The sequence below is a fragment of the Pseudomonas sp. RGM 3321 genome, from assembly GCF_022836805.1.
Classification (GTDB): domain Bacteria; phylum Pseudomonadota; class Gammaproteobacteria; order Pseudomonadales; family Pseudomonadaceae; genus Aquipseudomonas.
Genome location: NZ_JALHBH010000096.1, coordinates 24,928 through 42,817, shown reverse-complemented (window position 1 = coordinate 42,817; position 17,890 = coordinate 24,928). Strand labels below are relative to the sequence as shown.

Here is a 17,890-nt window from a genome sequence, read left to right as displayed (position 1 = left end):
TTAATCCGCAATTTCAAGCGTCAGACGAGCGGCTCGGCTATTTGATTTCACCTCAAGTTCGGTTGCAGTCAGGCCATCGAAAGATGTACTGCCCTTAGTGCCGAGCTCCAGCTGAAACAAATAGCCCGTATCGTCCTGGCTGGAAGTTATCAAATGCTGTGGATACCATATTTGCAGTTCTAGATAGCTGGCATCCTGATCGAGCGCCATCCAGGTTTCCCAGACGACGTCCTCGTTTTCAGGTGGCATCAAAGGGTAGGTAAAATCTTCACTCGCTTTGCCGGCAGGCTTGTTGGTAAGCGTCCCAAACTGCTCAACCTTCCTGAATTGTCCCCTTTCCAGAAAGTCTTCATGTACTGGACGACCGATTTTTTCTACCGGCAGTACGCCCCACGGTCGTTTGCTGCTAATGACGTTGAAATGCACAGACTGCCCGCGCAAATTGCTTGGCAAGCGAATCTGTACGCTGACCCCATTCTGTACTGCAACACTTATATAATCACCTTTGCCAAGATATCGATTTTCGTAATGTACGGTGCTTTTTACATAGATTTGCGGGCTCAGCTGTATTTCCAGAAAGTCACGCATTTCATTGTTTCTATCTTCGACTGTCTCTGCATGGCGGTGCTCGGAAGTCCATGACCAACAGCTCTTGCGTAACCACCAGCCGACGCTATCTTGTTTGAAGTAATTTAATGCTATTGTTGCGAAAAGGTATATTGCACCTGCTGTGAGTAGTGCCAAGCTGAACCATGGACTCATAACTAAGAAAGTCAGCCTGCTTGCAGGCGATATGCCTGCGAGTAATTGAGCCAATGAGCCCAGCCCCATCGCCGCAGTAGCGAGCCCCTTCATTACGGTTGCTTTTTTTTCTGTTGGGTTTTTTGACTTACGCCAGTCATCGTGGTTGTCGATTATTTCCAATGTAACCGCCGCGATCCCAAACCCACCCATCGCCACCATCGAAACCCTGAACCCACGTATCGCATCACCCCAGGTTACATTTCCCTTGGCTTTCCAATACGCACTGGACCTGTCCAGAATTCCTACATTCTTGCCATCAATCAGCACCGGTGTCGCATCCCTGATCACGCTCCACGGCGCTTCAACAAACACCGCCATCAACAGGTTGAAGCTGTACCCCAGTCCATACGTCACCTTGCCAATATCCTTGGCACTGAAGTCTCCATCCTGAGTAAGGTCCCGGTAAGTGAGCGCGGTATTGATGAAATTGAGCATGATCACACCCCAAGTGATCGAGCCTGCAGCGCCGCCGAGCCGGTCGGTCCAGCGTTTGGCTTGGGCCAGCCAGTCCTTGGCCAAGGTTTTGCCGGACTGGAAGTACTGGCGAATCTCGTCCTGCAGTAATTTGGCGTATTCGTTGTTCTGGAAGTCGAGCAGAGCGGGGATGCTCAGTTCGTGGACGCGCAGTTTCTGTTGATGGGTGTGCAGGTTGTGAGCAGTGCTTTGGCGTGTGTTGTAGGCGTTCGGATATAGCCAATTGCGTCGGATATCGCTGATCTGCTTGTTGAGTACCTGCCATTCGCGGGTCCACTTTTTTAACTTGGTGAATACCTGTTGATCGACTGCAATATGCGCCTTCGAACCAAGCAAAATCTGGCCGATCAACAGGGTGCGAAGCAATGCGACGATATTCTGCTGTTTGCCAAGGGCCATGCGGCTGTCGATGGGTACCCAGGCCAGCAGGATGCTCTCAAGCGTCGTTTTACCTGCGCCGCTGGCCAGTTCGCCGAGGGCTTTGAAGGTGCCCTGAACGGGTTGCTTCAGCGCCTTCATCCACGGCTTGTCGGCAAAGCCCTGGTGATTGAGGGCGCCATTGAGTTCGCCAATACGTGTAGCCAGGTTGGTTACGTCGCCGAGGCCGTTCAATAGCGCGTCGGCCTCTTGGTGCAACGCCTGTTTGAGCGCGGCTGAGAAGCCGTAACGCAAGGTGCCAAACAGTGTGGTGGCGTTAGCTTCCTGCTCGGCCAGCCAGGTGGTGGCTGCGCTGTCCTGGGCGTAAATGATCTGCAGGTTGAGCATGATCGTTTGCAGGTACAGCAGCTGTGTTGGGCGGGTGGTGTCGATAAACAGTTTGGACGGGTCTGTGCCGATATGTGTTGCCCAGAGCTGAAAATCGCGTTGCGTGTCACGTACCTGTTGCAACCGTACGTCTCCGCTTGGCAGATGCTGTTGAAGATACTGGCGCGCGCTGGCCAGATCGACTTCGCGCCGCCATTTGTGGCGATCTTTCCAGGCCTGCGCGGCCTCTTCGGTAGGGGCGCTGCCGTAACGTGCCTCGATCGATTTGCGCATGTCCAGGCTCTTGAACATGTCCGGCAGCAGCAGAAAATCTCCGGGAACGTTGCTGCTGCTGATCTGTGCTTCTTCAAGGATGCATTGCTCGAAGTACGCTTCGACCTCGCTCAGGTACTGGTGCGTGCGAGCCGCATTGCCGCGCACCGACGCTGGCAGTTTTTGCGGGTCGCTCTCGGCACCACACAGTCCGGAGACAGTCTGGGCGATCTGAATCTTGTGTTCGTGCTCGGCTTGCCAGTCGCGAAAAGCCGCCTGATCAGCGGCGAGTTGCATGCCCAAATCGTTGAAAACAGCCAGCGGGTCATCAAGGGCGATGAGCAGGGAACTGTCCTGATCGTCGACGCTGCCTTGCCAAAAAACATCAGCACCCAGTGGTGCCCATAGCGGATGTGTTTCGGCGTCTTCCGACAGAGGGTGAGCAGTGGGGATCGCCGAGTCAGCGAAACGGCCGTCGTCAATGACATGGCCCTTATCGATGTCCGCCACGGCCTCGGCGATCCGGTTCAACGGCAGGGTGTCCGGCTCGGCCATGGTGATGCAGTAGCTGGCCAGGTCGAGCGCTTTCATCCACAGCGCGCGGCTTGGGGCGCTGGAACGCATGTGTTCGCAAATTCGCCACGTCCATTGCTGCAGGGAAAAGGCGATGTGCAGTGTGTTACGTCTCGGGTAGAGCAGAAAGGGCTTGCCATCACTGGGGCCGATTCGCTGATCACTGCCGATCTGCGCGTCCGTCCAGACGATGCGGTTCAGATGGCCGTTGTTTGCTGAAGCGACATATTCATGCAGCGTCCCGGCCGTTTCGTCGAACACATAGACGTAGCCGTCGTACAGCTGGCGAAGGGTGTAGCTGCGTGTTTTCAGTGTCGGCATCAGCGCCCATTTGCCCTGTTTCGGCAATGGCTTCAACTGCTCGGGCGCAGCGTCGTAGCGGGAGCGATCCAGCGCGTAGCGCACCGGCACGATGGCGACGTTCGGCCCTCTGAAAGGGCAAAGGCTGGTGGCTGTCGCCGGGGTCTTGGGAAACAGTGCGGCGCGTCGTTGCTGGTGTGTGCCGTTTTTATCGGTCATGCGGGAAATTCTCTGCGCAGAAACGGGCAATTTCGCCCGCTGTATGCAGAAGTACATTCCAAGATGTGTGCCGTGAAATTTTTTATCTAATTAAAACAGGCAGATAGCGTTAAAAGATTTAAAAAACCTCAATGGGCAGGCAAAAAATGCGAAATATTGCGCAGGCTTTTGCGCATGTATGCGCAAGCTCGTTTAGGTGCTGGAGGGCTTTGTGTACGGGGCGTGACCAGTTTCAGCGGTCATGTGATGCGCAAGAATTTGCACATCACGGTTTTATGCCATGAGCGTGAAGTCAGCCGGGCAGGGCAATTTCCACCTGAATGCTCTTGCGCGCCCTGAATGGGGCGAGCAGTGACTCGTCATCCACCGGGTTAGTGATCAGCGTCCATGGCTGGCGTAACGGTGTCCAGTGCTGCTGACGCGCGCGGCCCAGCTTGGTGATGTCGGCCAGTACGAAGACCTGTGCGGCACGCGCCAGCAGGTTTTCCTTGAGGTACGCCTGCTCGGCGCTGGCCTCGCACAGGCCCAGTTCGGCCACCACGCCGTCGGCACTGATGAACAGTTTGTCGGCGCTCAGATGTTCCAGCGCTGCCTGTGCCGCCACGCCATAAGTCGACATGCTCGATGCCCGCAGTGTGCCGCCCAGCACGGTAATACGGCCATCGGGTATCAGCGCCAGATCGCTGAGTGCCAACAGGTTGTTGGTGATTACATGCAGCCCGCGTCGCTGGTTGAGAATGTGCGCCAGCGCACTGGTGCTGGTGCCGCCTTCAAGAAACAGCGTGTCGTGATCGTTGATATGCGCCAGTGCGGCACGGGCAATGTCCATTTTTTCCTGGCTGTGCTGGCGGCTGCGCTCTTCCAGCGAGGTTTCCGGTTCGCGCTGGCCGACATGCGCCGCGCCGCCATAGGTGCGCAGGATCAAGCCATCTTCGGCCAGGGCTGTGAGGTCGCGGCGTACGGTGGCTTCCGAGACGCCCAGTTGGGCGCACAGCTCGTCCACATTGGATTTGCCGGAAAGAACCAGTTCGAGTATCGCTTGACGACGGTTGGCGACTTTCATTACAGCCCTTGCATTAAAGCCTGGAAACGGGATGCAACATTACAACGACGCACCGCCGCACACCACCAGGCTTTGCCCGGTAATTGCACCCGCGTCGGGGCCAAGCAGAAACGCCGCCAGACCGGCGATTTCATCCGGTTGTACAAAACGGCCGATGGGCGGCTTTCGCGGTGGCGTGCCACTGCGTTCGGGGGCCAGCAACATGGGCGTTTCGGTGGCACCAGGGGCGATCAGGTTGACGGTGATGCCGCGTGGCGCCAGTTCGATGGCCCAGGAACGAACCATGCCTTGCAGCGCCGCTTTGGTGGCAGCGTACTGACTGCGTCCGGCGGCACCCTGCATGGTCCGGCTACCGATCATCAGAATCCGCGAACCGGCGCGCAGCCGTGGGTACAGCGCGTTGACCATGTGACTGGCAGCGGCGACATGCAGATGCCACATGGCCTGGCCATCGGCGTCGTTCAGCTCGCCCAGCGGCGCGGTGCGCATGAAGCCTGCCGCATGAATCAGCGCATCGATGTGTGGCGTCTGTTGCAGCGCCTTGTCCAGCGCGGCGAAGTCATTGAGGTCGCACTCGCGCCAGGTGAAGTTCGGGTGTTGCAGGTCCGGCGCACGACGGCTCAGACCGGTGACCTGCAGGCCCTGTTCCAGCAGGCGCGTGACAATGGCTTTGCCGATGCCGGAGCTGGCACCGGTGACGAGTACGGACTGAATCGGTTCGGGCATGACATCGGTTCCGCAAAGGTGTCGATCGGCAACAGGCCAATCGACGCGGGTGGGTCAGCGGATCGCGTTCAGCGGCAGGTGGACATGCTTGATCTTCTGCCGGAAGTAGGTGAACGCGACGTGCAGGCTGCCATCGGCGGCCTGAATGATGCTGGGGTAGGAGAACTCGCGATTGAGCTTTTCCTGCGAGTTGTTGGTCAGGCAGAAGCCGTCACCCAGCTCCAGGTCAAGCCGGGTTGGCCAGCTGTGCCCGTCGTCGCGGGAGATCGCCAGGCTCATCGGTGCGCGCGGGATGCCCCACACCGCTGCCTTGCCGTCCTGACGTGCGCCCGGTGTGACGCGGTCGTCGCCCTCATCCTCGATTTCGTCGTACAGCGAGGCCCGGCGCTGGGCGTGGCCCTCGGCACTGACCGGGTTGTAGACCAGGGCCAGTTCGTCGGTCGCCAGCTTCACGAACTGGATCGACGAATTGTTATTGGGCAGTTCGGTCGGCGTCGGGGCGCTCCAGGAGCGGCCACGGTCGGTTGAGCGGCTGCTGTAGATGAAGTCCGCCCAGCGGCTGCGGAACAGGCCTAGCAGGCTTCCATCCGGCAATTGATGAACATTCATGTGCACGCTGCCGGTGCTGTCCGGCACGTCATGGCGTGACCAGCTGTGCCCTTGATCGCTGGAGATCATCACCGCGCTGACATCATGGTTGCCGACCCACTTTTCGCCGGGCCCGGTGATGCAGTACCAGACCGGCAACAACCAGTCGCCGTTATCCAGCACCACTGGCGGCTGGCGCACAAAGGTGCCGGGCTCGTCGAACAGGGTGTCGATCGGCCCCCAGCTTTGGCCGTTATCCAGTGATAGACGACGGCGGATGATGGCGGTCTCCTGATTGCCGGAAATCTGTGCTGTCCAGATCAGCCACAACGGGCCACCGGGTGCCTGGAACAGAATCGGGTTCTGTTCCGAGCGGGACGTGTCTTCGGACATTTTCTGTGGCTCGCTCCAGACGCCGGTGGCCGGGTCGCGGCGCGACAGCAGCACGAAGATGTCGGCCATGCCCTCCTGAGTACCGGCGAACCAGGTACACAGCAGCGTGCCTTCGGCCAGCTCGTGCAGGTTCGCGGCATGGTTTTGCGCGTAAGGCGTTGGCAGGAACGCGTCCTGGCGGGTATCAGCGGTTGGCATGGGGAACCTCGGTTTGAGCAGGTTTGGACGACGTGGACTGCGGCAGCAGGCGTTCGATGGCAATGACGATAGCTGGTGTCACCAGCGCGATGTACATGTTGTCGATGCCGTAGGGGTTGTCCAGCAGATACCAGACGCTGGTGGTGATGGCTGAAGCGATCAACCCCAGGGTAGCGCCTCGGCCCGAACCGAAGAACGGCAGGTAGATCGCGATCATGGCGACCACGGCAATCGACAGCCGCAGGGCACGGGTGAAGAACGACAGGTTGAGGATCTCGGGCACGAAGAACACGAAGAACAGCGGCACGAAACCGATCACCAGTGCAATCAGGCGGGTGGTCTTGAACTCCTGATCCACTGACGGCTTGCGCCACGGCACGTAGAAATCACGGACCACCAGCGAGGCAATGGCCAGCGCCACGGTACTGACGCTGACGAAAATCGAGGCAACCAGCGAGATGGTCACCACGCCTGCCATTACCGGGCTCATCGACTGCAGGAAGATCGGCAGGGCGTACAGGCTGCTCATTTCCGGATGCAGGTATTTGGAGGCGACACCGATGAAGCCCAGCGCCAGGGCAATCGGGATGCACAGCAGCGAGGCGTAGAAGGTCGAGCGGCGTGCTGCGTTCTGATTCTGGGTCGAGGAGATGGCCTGAATGATGAACTGCGTGGAGAAAATCGCGCCGACCGTGCCGATGATCCACGCCATGATTTTCGAGCCGCCGATGGCCCCGTCCCACGTGAAGTAATGCTCGGGCATGTTCTGCACTACGGGGCTGAAGCCGCCGGTCATTTTCAACGCCACCCCCAGTACGATCAATACACCGATGTATTTCACGCCGGTGTGCAGGATGCTCATGTAGGCCACGCTTTTCAGGCCGCCAAACACGTAGTACAGCGTGCTGATGATCGCCGTGATGAACGCCGCGGTGGTCAGGTTTATTTTCAGTACTGTGGCAATGGCTGCCGCGCCGCTGACGTAGTTACCGACGTTCACCAGCAACAGCGCGTAGATCATGATGATCGAGACTGCGAGTTTGGTGGAGGTGCCGTACTTTTTGGCGATGAAGCCGGAAATGGTGAACTCGCCGGAGCTATACAGTTTGCGCGCCATCAACAGGCCGAACAGCGGGAAGCCGATGGCGGCGGCGATCACCGACCAGGAGGCGGCGAAACCACTCTCGAATGCGGCCTGCGCCGTACCGACCGTAGACTTGGCACCGATGAACTCGGACATCATCAGCACGCCGACGACGAAGGCGGGCATGGTGCGCGAGGCGACCATGTATTGCTCGCTGGTCTTGCTGCGCAGGCGCATGCTCATCCAGGTGGTTATGACGATATAGACGACCACCATGCCGATGATGATCGAGGTGTCTTGCGCGTTGAAGGTATCCATCAGTCTCGCTCCATTGTTGTTGTTCTGGCGCGTTATGGGGTGCCGCTCGGTTAGGCCGCTGCTGTCAGTGCAGCGGCCTCAGACGGCGATGGAATTGCGGGTTTCGCGTTTACGGGTTGCCAGTTCCACGGCCTGACGCATGGCTTCGATCAGGCTGCGTTCGTCGGCAATGCCTTTGCCGGCAATGTCGAAGGCGGTGCCGTGGTCCACCGAGGTACGAATCACTGGCAGGCCGATGGTTACGTTGACGCCGGCTTCCAGGCCCATGACCTTGACCGGGCCGTGGCCCTGGTCGTGGTACATCGCAACCACTGCATCGAAGTCGCCACGTCCGGCGCGGAAAAACAGCGTGTCGGCGGGTAGCGGGCCTTCCACGCGCCAGCCGCGGGCGTGCAGTTCATCAATCGCGGGCTGAATCTTTGTGGCTTCCTCGCCATAACCGAACAGGCCGTTTTCCCCGGCATGCGGGTTGATGCCGCACACTGCGATCAACGGGTTTTCGATACCGGCGCGGATCAGGGTTTCTCGGGCGCGCTCGATGGTGCGCTTGACCAGCCCTGGCTCGATCCGCGCAATGGCGTCGATGATGCCGATGTGCGTCGTGACGTGAATGACGCGCAAGGTCGGGGTCATCAACATCATCGAGACTTCTTCGATGCCCAGCAGGTGCGCGAGCATTTCGGTGTGGCCGGGGAAGATATGCCCGCCTGCGTGCAGCGCTTCCTTGTTCAGCGGGGCGGTGCATATGGCGTCCAGCTCACCGGCCTGAGTCAGTTGCACGGTGCGCTCGATGTAGCGAAAGGCTGCGTTGCCGGCCACCGCTGACAGTTTGCCATAGGGCAGGTCAGCGGGTATCAGGCCCAGGTCGATGCAGTCCACCGTGCCCTGGGTGAAACGGGCTTCTGCAGGGCTGGCGATGCTGTTGACGCGCAACTGGCTGCCGACGATGCGGTTGGCGTCTTCCAGGCGTTGGGCATCGCCGATCACCAGCGGACGGCAGGTGGCGTACACCGAGGCGTGGGTGAGCATTTTCATGATGATTTCCGGTCCCACCCCGGCGGCGTCGCCCATGGTGATACCAATGACGGGACGTTCAGACAGACGCTCAGACATAGGAAGCTTCCTCGTTGAAAGGGGTGCCGGTCGCAGCCGGTGCATGGAGCATTTGCCAGGCGGTGAGCAAGGTGTCGGGGTTGCCGAACCCCCCGGCTTTGGTCACGACATTGAACGTGTGCTTGCCCAGTCGGGCCTCGGCCAGAACCACGCCGGTGGCCAGTTCGCCAAACAGCGTCAAGCGTTTGATACCCGCTGCAATCAGAATGGCTCTGGCGGTTTCGCCACCGGTGGCTACCACTGAACCGGCATGGGGCAGGGCGGGTGCCAGCCACTGCGCCAGCGCGTTGCTCAACGTGGCCGCCTGCGCCGGGTCGCGTTGTTGTTGATCGAGGCGTACCAGCACATCTCGCCCGGCAGCCAGGTGTTGTTGGAGTTGCAGGTGCGCTGCGGCGCGCTCGGCGTGCGCATCTTCATTGAGTAACGTTGCCGGTTGCAGTATCAGGCACAGTGGCTTGCTGGCCTGTGCGAGCCGGTCGGCCTGGGCCTGGGAATGCCGGGACATGCTGCCTACCACGGTCAGCACCGGTGAGCGCGGCTCGACCTTGATCGGCAAGGCTTCGGCCAGCCCGAAGGCATGCGGCAGATGGCGAGCCAGCCCGGCCGAGCCGACCCAGAACAGTTCGTCATGCCAGGCCACCGATGCCTGGGCCAGTTGCAGCAGGTCACTGTCCAGTTGTGCATCGCAGACCAGCGCCTGCACACCCTGTTCAAGTGCGTTGCGCAATGTGGTTTTGAGCCGTGAAGGATCACGCAGGGTGTCCAGGCCGAGCCACTGGGTACGCAGGCCCTGCGCGACAAACAGATCCAGCAGGTTGCCGGTGCCGTGCAGGTTCTCGTTGCGCCAGACATCGCTCTGATCGACCGGCACACCGTCAATCAATTGCACGCCCTGAACGGTCGTGCGTTTCATGGCCGGGAACGCCGGAGCGACCAGCGCCATGCCGCGCAGGCCTTGCAAGGCATCGACCTCACTGGCGACGTTGCCGCGCAGTGTGGAGTCGATTTTCTTGTACAGCGCCATACCGATTCGGGACTGCTGTTGCAGGGCTGCGCGGTTTTGTTCGGCGGCCTGTTGCGGGTCAAGGCGACGTGAGTCGGCATCAATGGCGATCACCCCCGACAAGTCTTTGGCATTGCCGGTCAGGACCACGTGAGTGTCGATCCGTGAAGCAAAGTCCGCTGCGCAATCGGCTGCCCCCGACAGGTCGTCAGCAATGATCAGCAGGCCCGGAAATTCGGCGCGGCTCATGGCAGCAGGCACCGATACAGTTGCTGGATATCATCCAGGCTGAGGGCTTTGGGGTTGTTGGTCATCAGGCGTGTGACCTTGGAAGCCGCTACCGCCATGTCCGCCAGATGCTCTTCGGCAACCCCGAATTCACGCAGGTTCTGTGGGATGTTCAGCACCTGGGTCCATTGGCGAATCTGTTCGATCAGCTTGTGGGCAGCGGTCTCGTTACTGTCGTCCTGCTGCGCCACGCCGCAAACCAGTGCCGCGCGCTTGAGGCGTTCGGCACAGTTGTCCAGGTTGAAAGCCATCACGTGGGGCAGCAGCATGGCGTTAGCCACGCCGTGGGTGACGTGAAACTTGCCGCCCAGCGGGTAAGCCAGTGCATGCACCGCTGCGGTTCCGGCAGCGGTCAGTGCCAGGCCCCCATACATCGAGCCCAGCAGCATGTCGCCACGTGCGCGAACCGATTCCGGTTGTTGCCAGGCTTCGACAATGCTGCCTGCGATCAGGCGCATCGATTCCAGCGCAAACGCATCGCTGATCGGGTTGGCCTTGGTGGAGATGAAGGACTCCAGCGAGTGGGTGAAGGCATCCATCCCGGTCGCGGCGGTGATCGGACGCGGCAGGCTGAGGGTCAGCAGCGGGTCGAGAATGACCAGCGTGGGCAGCAGATGACGGCTGACGACGCCTATCTTCAGTTCTTCATCGGGCAGAGTGACGATGGCATTGGGCGTCACTTCCGACCCCGTACCGGACGTGGTCGGGACCAGCACCATAGGCTTGCCGGGGTGAGTCACCTTGTCGATGCCCAGCAGGTCTCTGAGCGGTGTGTCGTTGGTCAGCATGACCGCGAACAGCTTGGCGGCATCCAGCACGCTGCCCCCGCCAATCGCGATCAGGGCGTCCGGGGCGTGCGGCGCAACATCCTCGCGGAATACCCGCTCGATATTTTCCAGCGTCGGTTCGATTTCGACGTTATCAAGCATGTGCACACGGATATTCTGCGCACTGAGTTGCTCGGTGACGCGCTGGGTAACCCCCAGGTTATGCATGGCGTTCTGAGTAACCAGAATCACGCTTTTGACCGGCACATCGAGCAGCGGCAGTTTTTCGCTCAGCAGGTCGAGGCTGCCGGGGCCGTGGACCACATGTTTCACAGTCTGGAAGTGGTAGGTAGCAGACATCGCGATTACCTCAGGCTTGGCGGTAGACGGCCAACAGGTTCTGGAGTTTTTCCAGTGCGGCGGCATCAAGCGGCTGCACGGGCGCACGGCATGGGCCGACCGGGACATTGAGCAGTTGCGTTGCGGTTTTCAGCACCACCGGCATGGTGCCCAGCGCGAAGGCATCGCGCAGCGGGCGCAGGGCTTCCTGCGCGGCACGGGCCGCTTCGTGGTTGCCTGACTGGAAGTTGTTCCAGATCGACATGACCACCTCCGGCACGGCGTTGGCGGTTGCAGCAATGGCGCCGTCACCCCCTGCCAGCAGGTTCCAGTAGATCAGCGAGTCGGTTCCGGCGAACACCGCAAAGTCGTCGCTGCGGTACTGCATCATCTGCACCAGTGCGTCGAAATTGCCGGCGCTGTCCTTGATGCCCTTGATCTGCGGATGCTGGCTGAGGGTTGCCACTGCACCGATGCCGATCGACATGCCGGTCTTGGCCGGGATGTTGTACATCATCAGCGGCAGCTCGGAAGCGTCGGCGATGGCGGTGTAGTGCTTGATCAGCTCGGACTGGCTGATGGCGTTGAAGTACGGCGTGATGATCGACAGGGCATCTGCGCCCACATCAATCATCTTTTTGTTCATTTCAATCACTTGATGCGTAGCGAACGCGCCGGTACCGACCACAACCGGCACACGTCCTGCCGCGGCTTCGACAGTGATTTGAGCGATTTTGAGTTTTTCCGATTCGGAAAGGGTAAAGAATTCGCCATTGGTGCCCAGTACGAAAAGCCCGTGAACGCCTGCATTCAGGAGGTTTTCGATCAGATTGCGCAGGGCCTGCTCGTCGAGTTGCTGATCAGCGGTGAAGGGTGTGACCAGAGCTGGAATGATGCCGCGAAATTGCATGGCCAGGTTCTCGTTTTATTTTTAGTAAAACGATATTGATTGAATCAATCGTTGCTGGCAAGCGTTATGATCGTTTTTTTCATGTGTGGGTAGGGTTTCTGCCTGAAAGTGACAGGTTCAATCAAAAAGCCAGGCACATGGCCTGGCTCAAGAGAATGGTGTGGTCAAGTTTCAGGCGGTCGCCTCAACCTTGCCTGCCGACTGACGACTGACTCGCAAGGCCACCAGGCTGCCGACGATGGTCAGCGCGGCCAGCGAGTACAGCGCCAGAGTGGTCGAGCCGGTCTGGTCCTTGATCCAGCCCACCAGATACGGGCTGAGGAACCCTGCCATCTGGCCGATCGAGTTGATCAGCGCCAGCCCGCCCGCTGCAACGCTGGCGCTGAGCAGTGCGGTTGGCAAGGGCCAGAACATTGGCAGGCTGGTGAGGGCCCCCATGGTCGCGATGGTCAGGCCGAGAATGGCGATGATGGGCACTGTCGCGAAGTTGGCGGCGATGATCAGGCCTGTGGCGCCCATCAGCATCGGCACCACCAAATGCCAGCGGCGCTCATTGCGCAGGTCGGCGGAGCGGCCGACCAGCAGCATGAACACGCCTGCCATCAGGTAGGGCACGGCGCTGATCCAGCCGATCACCAGGGCATCGCTGAAACCGAGATTCTTGATGATTGACGGCAGCCAGAAGTTGATTGCGTAGACACCGCTCTGAATGCAGAAATAGATAAAGCCCAGAATCCATATGAGCGGCATGCTCAGCACCGAAGCCACCGAGCTTTTACCCTGCACCGGGCGGCTGAGTTCATCGTTGGTGATGTCGGTCTTGACCCGCTGGCGCTGCTCGGGCGTCAGCCAGCGTGCGTCCTCGACCTTGTCACATAGCAGAACGAACGCCAGCACACCAAGCGCCACGGTCGGCAGGCCTTGAATCAGGAACATCCACTGCCAGCCCGCCATGCCGCCCTGACCCGCGGCGAAGTGGTTGAGGATCCAGCCGGAAAACGGACCGCCCAACAGCCCGGAGACCGGAATAGCCGACATGAACAACGCCATGATCCGCCCGCGCCGCTGGTTCGGGTACCAGCGCGAGAGGTACAGCACGATACCCGGGAAGAAACCGGCTTCTGCCATGCCGGTCAGAAAGCGCAGCACGTAGAACTCGACCGGCGTGGTGACGAACAGCAGGCAGGTCGAGAAGATGCCCCAGGTAATCATCATCAGGCCGATCCAGCGGCGCGGCCCGAAGCGGTTCAGCGCCAGATTGCTGGGCAGGCCGCACAGCACGTAGCCAATGAAGAAGATACCGGCACCGAGGCCGTAGACCGTCTCGCTGAAACTCAGGGCGTCGAGCATCTGCAGCTTGGCGAAGCCGACATTCACGCGGTCCAGGTAATTGAACAGGTAGCAGATGAAGATAAACGGAATAAGGCGCAGGGTGATGCGACGGTAGACATGATTGCCGTCAGCGTCGCCCGCCTCGTGGGCCGAGGTAGCGGTCATGGCGTGTGTTCCTCTGTGCTTGTTGTTTTTATACAGCTATGGAGCTGTCGGGTGCACTGCCGATCATAGGGCGATGTCCATAAAAACGCTTTGGGGTTTTGCACGGCTGTGAAGGGTGTGCGTTGTGTGATTGCACAACGTAACGCTCTGCGCTGGCCTGCATCAGGTGGCTGCGCGTCCTCTTGGCGACACGGCTCAAGACCGGACGCAACAGGTGAAATACGCTACTCAATCGCCTCATATGGCAAACCCACATAATTTTCCGCAATGGTCCTGCGCCCGGCTTGCGAGCCGACGTAGTAGTCCAGTTCGGTCTGCTGGATGCGCTGGCTGAACGCATCGGTGTCGGGGAAGTTGTGCAGTACCGAGGTCATCCACCAGGAGAAGCGCTCGGCCTTCCACACGCGGCGCAGGCAGATTTGCGAATACTTTTCCAGCAGGTCGGTGCGGCCCTCGCGGTAAACCTTGAGCAAAATCCGGTACAGCGTGCTGACGTCACTGGCCGCCAGGTTCAGGCCCTTGGCGCCGGTAGGCGGGACGATGTGAGCAGCATCGCCGAGCAGGAACAGACGGCCGTACTGCATGGGCTCCACCACGAAGCTACGCAGCGGCGCGATGCTTTTCTCGATGGACGGACCGGTCACCAGGCGGTCTGCCAGATGCTCGGGCAAACGGGCTTTGAGTTCGGTCCAGAAGCGTTCATCCGACCAGTCTTCGACCTTCTCTTCGGCACTGACCTGCACGTAATAGCGGGTGCGAATGGCCGAGCGCATGCTGCACAGGGCAAAGCCGCGCGGGTGATTGGCGTAGACCAGCTCCTCATTGACCGGCGGCGTGTCGGCCAGCACGCCCAGCCAGCCAAACGGGTAGACGCGCTCGAAGATTTTCAGCGTTTCAGACGGGATCGATTGCCGCGATACACCATGGAAACCGTCGCAGCCGGCAATGTAGTCGCAGTCCAGGCGCACGGTTTCGCCGTCTTTCACGAACGTCACGTAGGGGCTGTCGGTCTTTGGATCGTGGATGTTCACATCGGACGCGTCATAGACAGTCATCGCGCCTGCCGCCCCGCGCGCAGCCATCAAGTCGCGGGTGACTTCGGTCTGGCCGTAGACCATCACGGTTCTGCCACCAGTGAGGGTTTTCAGGTCGATGCGTTCGCAGCGGCCGTCGAAGGCCAGCTCGAAACCGTCATGAATCAAGCCCTCGGCGTCCATTCGTTCGCTGACGCCTGCTTCACGCAACAGGTCGGTCATGCCTTGCTCAAGCACGCCGGCGCGGATGCGCGAGAGGATGTAATCGGGGTCCTTGCGCTCGACAATCACGTTGTCGATGCCGGCACGCTGCAGCAGTTGGCCCAGCAGTAGCCCTGAGGGGCCTGAACCGATAATGGCAACCTGGGTTTTCATGGCGATGGTCCTGTTTTTGATCCCTGCCAAGCGTCATCAGCGGGATATGATTGTTTTTGTCTCTTGCATTTTTAATGGATGCCATCGAGATAAGAAGGCAATATTCGACGCATTCTCTGGACTTTTCGAGGATCCGGACGGGGGAGCGACACATGGCCAGACCTGCCACTGCAACGATACCGGTGTTCAAGCTTTACGGGGAAACAGCCGCCTGGCCGACGCCGGACCTGATCCATTGCGAGTCGATCCCCGAGCGCAGCAAGATCCACGAATGGGAGATCAAGCCGCATCGGCATGGAGATCTGGTGCAGTTGCTGTATGTGCAGTCCGGCAGGGCGATGCTCAAGGTCGAGGATGTGGTCACCGAGGTCGGGACACCTTCGCTGCAGGTGGTTCCGGCGTTAAGCGTGCACACCTTCAGGTTCGCCGAAGACATTCAGGGGCACATTCTCAGCCTGGCCAAACCGCTGGTAGAGCAGCTTGAGGCTGCGCTGGATATTTCCGCGCTGAACACAGCGCGGTGTTACTCATTGGGGGCGGACAGCCATTACGTTGATACGCTGTTCAGCGCCATCGCCCGCGAGTACCGGCAGCCCAGAGCTGGCCGCGATCTGATGCTGCATTCCTTGATCAACGTGCTGGTGGTCTGGCTCAGTCGGCGCAGCTGCGGGCATGCTGGCGAAGAAATTTACGCCATGGACCGTGGTCGTGAGCATTTGCAGGTGTTCATGCATCAGTTGGAGGCGAGTTTTCGCGAGCACTGGTCCATTCACCAGCATGCGCAGGCCATGGGCATCAGCGCCGCGCATTTGAATTCGCTGTGTCGGCGCCTGTGCAACCAGTCGGCCTTGCAGATCATCAGCCAGCGGCTGTTGCTGGAGGCCAGGCGCAACCTGATCTACACCACCATGACCATCAATCAGGTGTCCGACAGCCTCGGGTTTTCCGAGCCCGCTTATTTTTCGCGCTTCTTCAAACGTGCTACCGGGCAGTCACCCAAAGCGTTTCGGCAACAGAAATAGAAACGGGGCGCTCAAGGGCGCCCCGCTTGCCTGCCGGTTATTGCCGTGGGATCAGGCCACGACCTGATAACACGGCACGTAGGCCGCGCCACCGGGCAACTTCATCCGGTGCTGATCGACAAACGCCTGCAGCAGCTTGTCCAGCGGCCCCATGATCGAAGGATCGCCCTGAATCTGATAAGGCCCGTGCTCCTCGATCAGGCGAATGCCCTTGTCCTTGACGTTGCCCGCCACAATCCCGGAAAACGCCCGGCGCAGGTTGGCGGCCAACTCGTGAGTGGGCACGTCGTGGTTCAGTTGCAGCTTCGACATGTTCTCGTGAGTCGGATCGAAAGGGTGCTGGAAGCTTTCTTCGATCTTCAGCAGCCAGTTGAAGTGAAACGCGTCATTACGCTCGCGGCGGAACTGCTTCACTTCTTTCAGGCCTTGAGTCATCTGCCGGGCGACGTCTGCCGGGTTGTCGATGATGATCTGGTAATGACGCTGCGCTTCTTCACCCAGCGTGGCACCGACGAACGCGTGCAGCTGTTGCAGGTACGGCTCGGTATTTTTCGGACCGGTCAGGATTACCGGGAACGGCACGTCCTTGTTGTCCGGGTGCATGAGAATGCCCAGCAGGTAGAGGAATTCTTCAGCCGTGCCTGCACCACCTGGAAAGATGATGATGCCGTGGCCGACGCGCACGAAGGCTTCGAGACGTTTTTCGATATCCGGCAGGATCACCAGTTCGTTGACGATCGGGTTGGGTGCTTCGGCAGCAATGATGCCCGGCTCGGTCAGGCCCAGGTAGCGACCGCCGACAATGCGTTGCTTGGCGTGGGCAATGGTCGCGCCTTTCATCGGGCCTTTCATCACGCCAGGGCCGCAGCCGGTGCAGATATCCAGGCTGCGCAGGCCCAGTTCATGGCCGACTCTCTTGGTGTATTTGTATTCTTCGGTGTTGATCGAGTGACCACCCCAGCAAACCACCATCTTCGGCTCTACGCCAGCGCGTAGCGTGCGGGCATTGCGCAGCAGGTGGAACACGTAATCGGTGATGCCCTGAGAATTGCTCAGGTCGATGCGCTGGCTGTCCAGTTCGCTTTCGGTATAAACGATGTCACGCAGGGCGCTGAACAGCATCTCGCGGGTGCTGGCGATCATCTCACCATCAACAAACGCATCGGCCGGAGCGTTGAGCAGCTCCAGGCGCACACCGCGGTCCTGCTGATGAATCCGCACTTCAAAGCTTTCGTACGCCTCAAGAATGGTCTTGGCGTTATCGACGTGGGCGCCAGTATTGAGAATGGCCAGGGCGCACTGGCGAAACAGGGTGTAGGTGCTGCCTGAACCGGCCGCGCTGAGTTGCTGCACTTCACGCTGGGACAGGGTTTCAAGGCTGCCTTTCGGGCTTACGGTGGCGTTAATCACTTGTCTTGGGATCATTCTATTTTCCATTAGAGCGATGCAGTCGAGCATCAGGATGGTGAACATCGAGAACATTCACCCCTGTGAGGCCTTTTCTACAGCACTTGGCCGGGAAAGCAAACGTCGGACCGCGCACGACCCGTGTTTGTGGCCTGCTGCGTCATGGCGGGAGTGGAGCGGGAGCCGAATTCGTTTGAAAGCAGGCACTTGCTCTGCATGACCGTGCGGCTGAATTTTGACGCAGACAGGGGGCGATAGTGAACCTGACCCCTTTAACAGAGTCTGTTAGCTGATGGACTTTCTGGACGGTCTGCACGAAAGGGATCATCAGGTGCTTTTTCAGAACGCCTGATTGGCAGACACCCCGTCCGGGCAGGA

The 17,890-nt window shown here is 59.6% G+C and carries 13 protein-coding genes; 1 reads left to right on the top strand and 12 read right to left on the bottom strand.

Annotated features, from left to right (window positions below; all coding sequences use genetic code 11):
- From RGM3321_RS06310 to pobA, 11 genes are all read right to left on the bottom strand, one after another.
- Complete coding sequence (locus RGM3321_RS06310) at window positions 1-3,387, bottom strand: toxin VasX (protein ID WP_244392075.1); 3,387 nt, start codon at window positions 3,385-3,387, stop codon at window positions 1-3.
- Window positions 3,388-3,679: 292 nt separating this feature from the next.
- Window positions 3,680-4,450 carry a DeoR/GlpR family DNA-binding transcription regulator gene (locus RGM3321_RS06305; protein WP_244392074.1) on the bottom strand — a complete coding sequence of 257 codons (771 nt, stop codon included), beginning with the start codon at window positions 4,448-4,450 and terminating at the stop codon, window positions 3,680-3,682.
- 39 nt (window positions 4,451-4,489) lie between these two features.
- On the bottom strand, window positions 4,490-5,176 hold the full coding sequence (locus RGM3321_RS06300) for an SDR family oxidoreductase (protein ID WP_244392073.1): 687 nt from the start codon (window positions 5,174-5,176) through the stop codon (window positions 4,490-4,492).
- 54 nt (window positions 5,177-5,230) lie between these two features.
- Window positions 5,231-6,355, bottom strand: coding sequence for an exo-alpha-sialidase (locus RGM3321_RS06295; protein ID WP_244392072.1), 1,125 nt, complete (start codon window positions 6,353-6,355; stop codon window positions 5,231-5,233).
- Entirely contained in the window at window positions 6,342-7,757 is a 1,416-nt protein-coding gene (locus RGM3321_RS06290) for a sodium:solute symporter family protein (protein WP_244392071.1), read from the bottom strand. The genes RGM3321_RS06295 and RGM3321_RS06290 overlap by 14 nt, the downstream gene beginning before the upstream one ends.
- Before the next feature lie 78 nt (window positions 7,758-7,835).
- On the bottom strand, window positions 7,836-8,870 hold the full coding sequence (gene pdxA / locus RGM3321_RS06285) for a 4-hydroxythreonine-4-phosphate dehydrogenase PdxA (RefSeq protein WP_244392070.1): 1,035 nt from the start codon (window positions 8,868-8,870) through the stop codon (window positions 7,836-7,838).
- On the bottom strand, window positions 8,863-10,122 hold the full coding sequence (locus RGM3321_RS06280; RefSeq protein WP_244392069.1) for a four-carbon acid sugar kinase family protein: 1,260 nt from the start codon (window positions 10,120-10,122) through the stop codon (window positions 8,863-8,865). The genes pdxA and RGM3321_RS06280 overlap by 8 nt, the downstream gene beginning before the upstream one ends.
- The gene (locus RGM3321_RS06275; protein WP_244392068.1) at window positions 10,119-11,288 is read right to left on the bottom strand and encodes an iron-containing alcohol dehydrogenase; all 1,170 of its coding nucleotides are present in this window, start codon (window positions 11,286-11,288) and stop codon (window positions 10,119-10,121) included. Before RGM3321_RS06275 ends, RGM3321_RS06280 begins: the two co-directional genes overlap by 4 nt.
- A gap of 10 nt (window positions 11,289-11,298) precedes the next feature.
- Window positions 11,299-12,177, bottom strand: coding sequence for a 4-hydroxy-tetrahydrodipicolinate synthase (gene dapA / locus RGM3321_RS06270; RefSeq protein ID WP_244392067.1), 879 nt, complete (start codon window positions 12,175-12,177; stop codon window positions 11,299-11,301).
- Between the two features lie 171 nt (window positions 12,178-12,348).
- Window positions 12,349-13,674 (bottom strand): MFS transporter, encoded by a 1,326-nt coding sequence (locus RGM3321_RS06265; RefSeq protein ID WP_244392066.1) that lies wholly within the window; start codon window positions 13,672-13,674, stop codon window positions 12,349-12,351.
- Between the two features lie 224 nt (window positions 13,675-13,898).
- A complete protein-coding gene (gene pobA / locus RGM3321_RS06260) occupies window positions 13,899-15,083 on the bottom strand; it encodes a 4-hydroxybenzoate 3-monooxygenase (protein WP_244392065.1) in 1,185 nt (394 codons plus the stop codon).
- A 152-nt stretch (window positions 15,084-15,235) separates the two neighbouring features.
- On the opposite strand from pobA, the gene RGM3321_RS06255 reads away from it, so the two are divergent.
- Window positions 15,236-16,105: a helix-turn-helix domain-containing protein gene (locus RGM3321_RS06255; protein ID WP_244392064.1), complete on the top strand. Its 870-nt coding sequence runs from the start codon at window positions 15,236-15,238 to the stop codon at window positions 16,103-16,105.
- Window positions 16,106-16,156: 51 nt separating this feature from the next.
- On the opposite strand, the gene ppnN is transcribed toward RGM3321_RS06255, so the two are convergent.
- A complete protein-coding gene (gene ppnN, locus RGM3321_RS06250) occupies window positions 16,157-17,530 on the bottom strand; it encodes a nucleotide 5'-monophosphate nucleosidase PpnN (RefSeq protein ID WP_244392063.1) in 1,374 nt (457 codons plus the stop codon).
- Window positions 17,531-17,890: the final 360 nt, after the last annotated feature.

What these genes read in the sequence shown, in the direction of transcription:
- dapA (WP_244392067.1), bottom strand. Translation starts at nt 12,177, where the DNA reads ATGCAATTTCGCGGCATCATTCCAGCTCTGGTCACACCCTTCACCGCT.
- RGM3321_RS06300 (WP_244392073.1), bottom strand. Translation starts at nt 5,176, where the DNA reads ATGCCCGAACCGATTCAGTCCGTACTCGTCACCGGTGCCAGCTCCGGC.
- RGM3321_RS06310 (WP_244392075.1), bottom strand. Translation starts at nt 3,387, where the DNA reads ATGACCGATAAAAACGGCACACACCAGCAACGACGCGCCGCACTGTTT.
- RGM3321_RS06280 (WP_244392069.1), bottom strand. Translation starts at nt 10,122, where the DNA reads ATGAGCCGCGCCGAATTTCCGGGCCTGCTGATCATTGCTGACGACCTG.
- RGM3321_RS06255 (WP_244392064.1), top strand. Translation starts at nt 15,236, where the DNA reads ATGGCCAGACCTGCCACTGCAACGATACCGGTGTTCAAGCTTTACGGG.
- RGM3321_RS06265 (WP_244392066.1), bottom strand. Translation starts at nt 13,674, where the DNA reads ATGACCGCTACCTCGGCCCACGAGGCGGGCGACGCTGACGGCAATCAT.
- pobA (WP_244392065.1), bottom strand. Translation starts at nt 15,083, where the DNA reads ATGAAAACCCAGGTTGCCATTATCGGTTCAGGCCCCTCAGGGCTACTG.
- RGM3321_RS06295 (WP_244392072.1), bottom strand. Translation starts at nt 6,355, where the DNA reads ATGCCAACCGCTGATACCCGCCAGGACGCGTTCCTGCCAACGCCTTAC.
- pdxA (WP_244392070.1), bottom strand. Translation starts at nt 8,870, where the DNA reads ATGTCTGAGCGTCTGTCTGAACGTCCCGTCATTGGTATCACCATGGGC.
- RGM3321_RS06290 (WP_244392071.1), bottom strand. Translation starts at nt 7,757, where the DNA reads ATGGATACCTTCAACGCGCAAGACACCTCGATCATCATCGGCATGGTG.
- ppnN (WP_244392063.1), bottom strand. Translation starts at nt 17,530, where the DNA reads ATGATCCCAAGACAAGTGATTAACGCCACCGTAAGCCCGAAAGGCAGC.
- RGM3321_RS06305 (WP_244392074.1), bottom strand. Translation starts at nt 4,450, where the DNA reads ATGAAAGTCGCCAACCGTCGTCAAGCGATACTCGAACTGGTTCTTTCC.
- RGM3321_RS06275 (WP_244392068.1), bottom strand. Translation starts at nt 11,288, where the DNA reads ATGTCTGCTACCTACCACTTCCAGACTGTGAAACATGTGGTCCACGGC.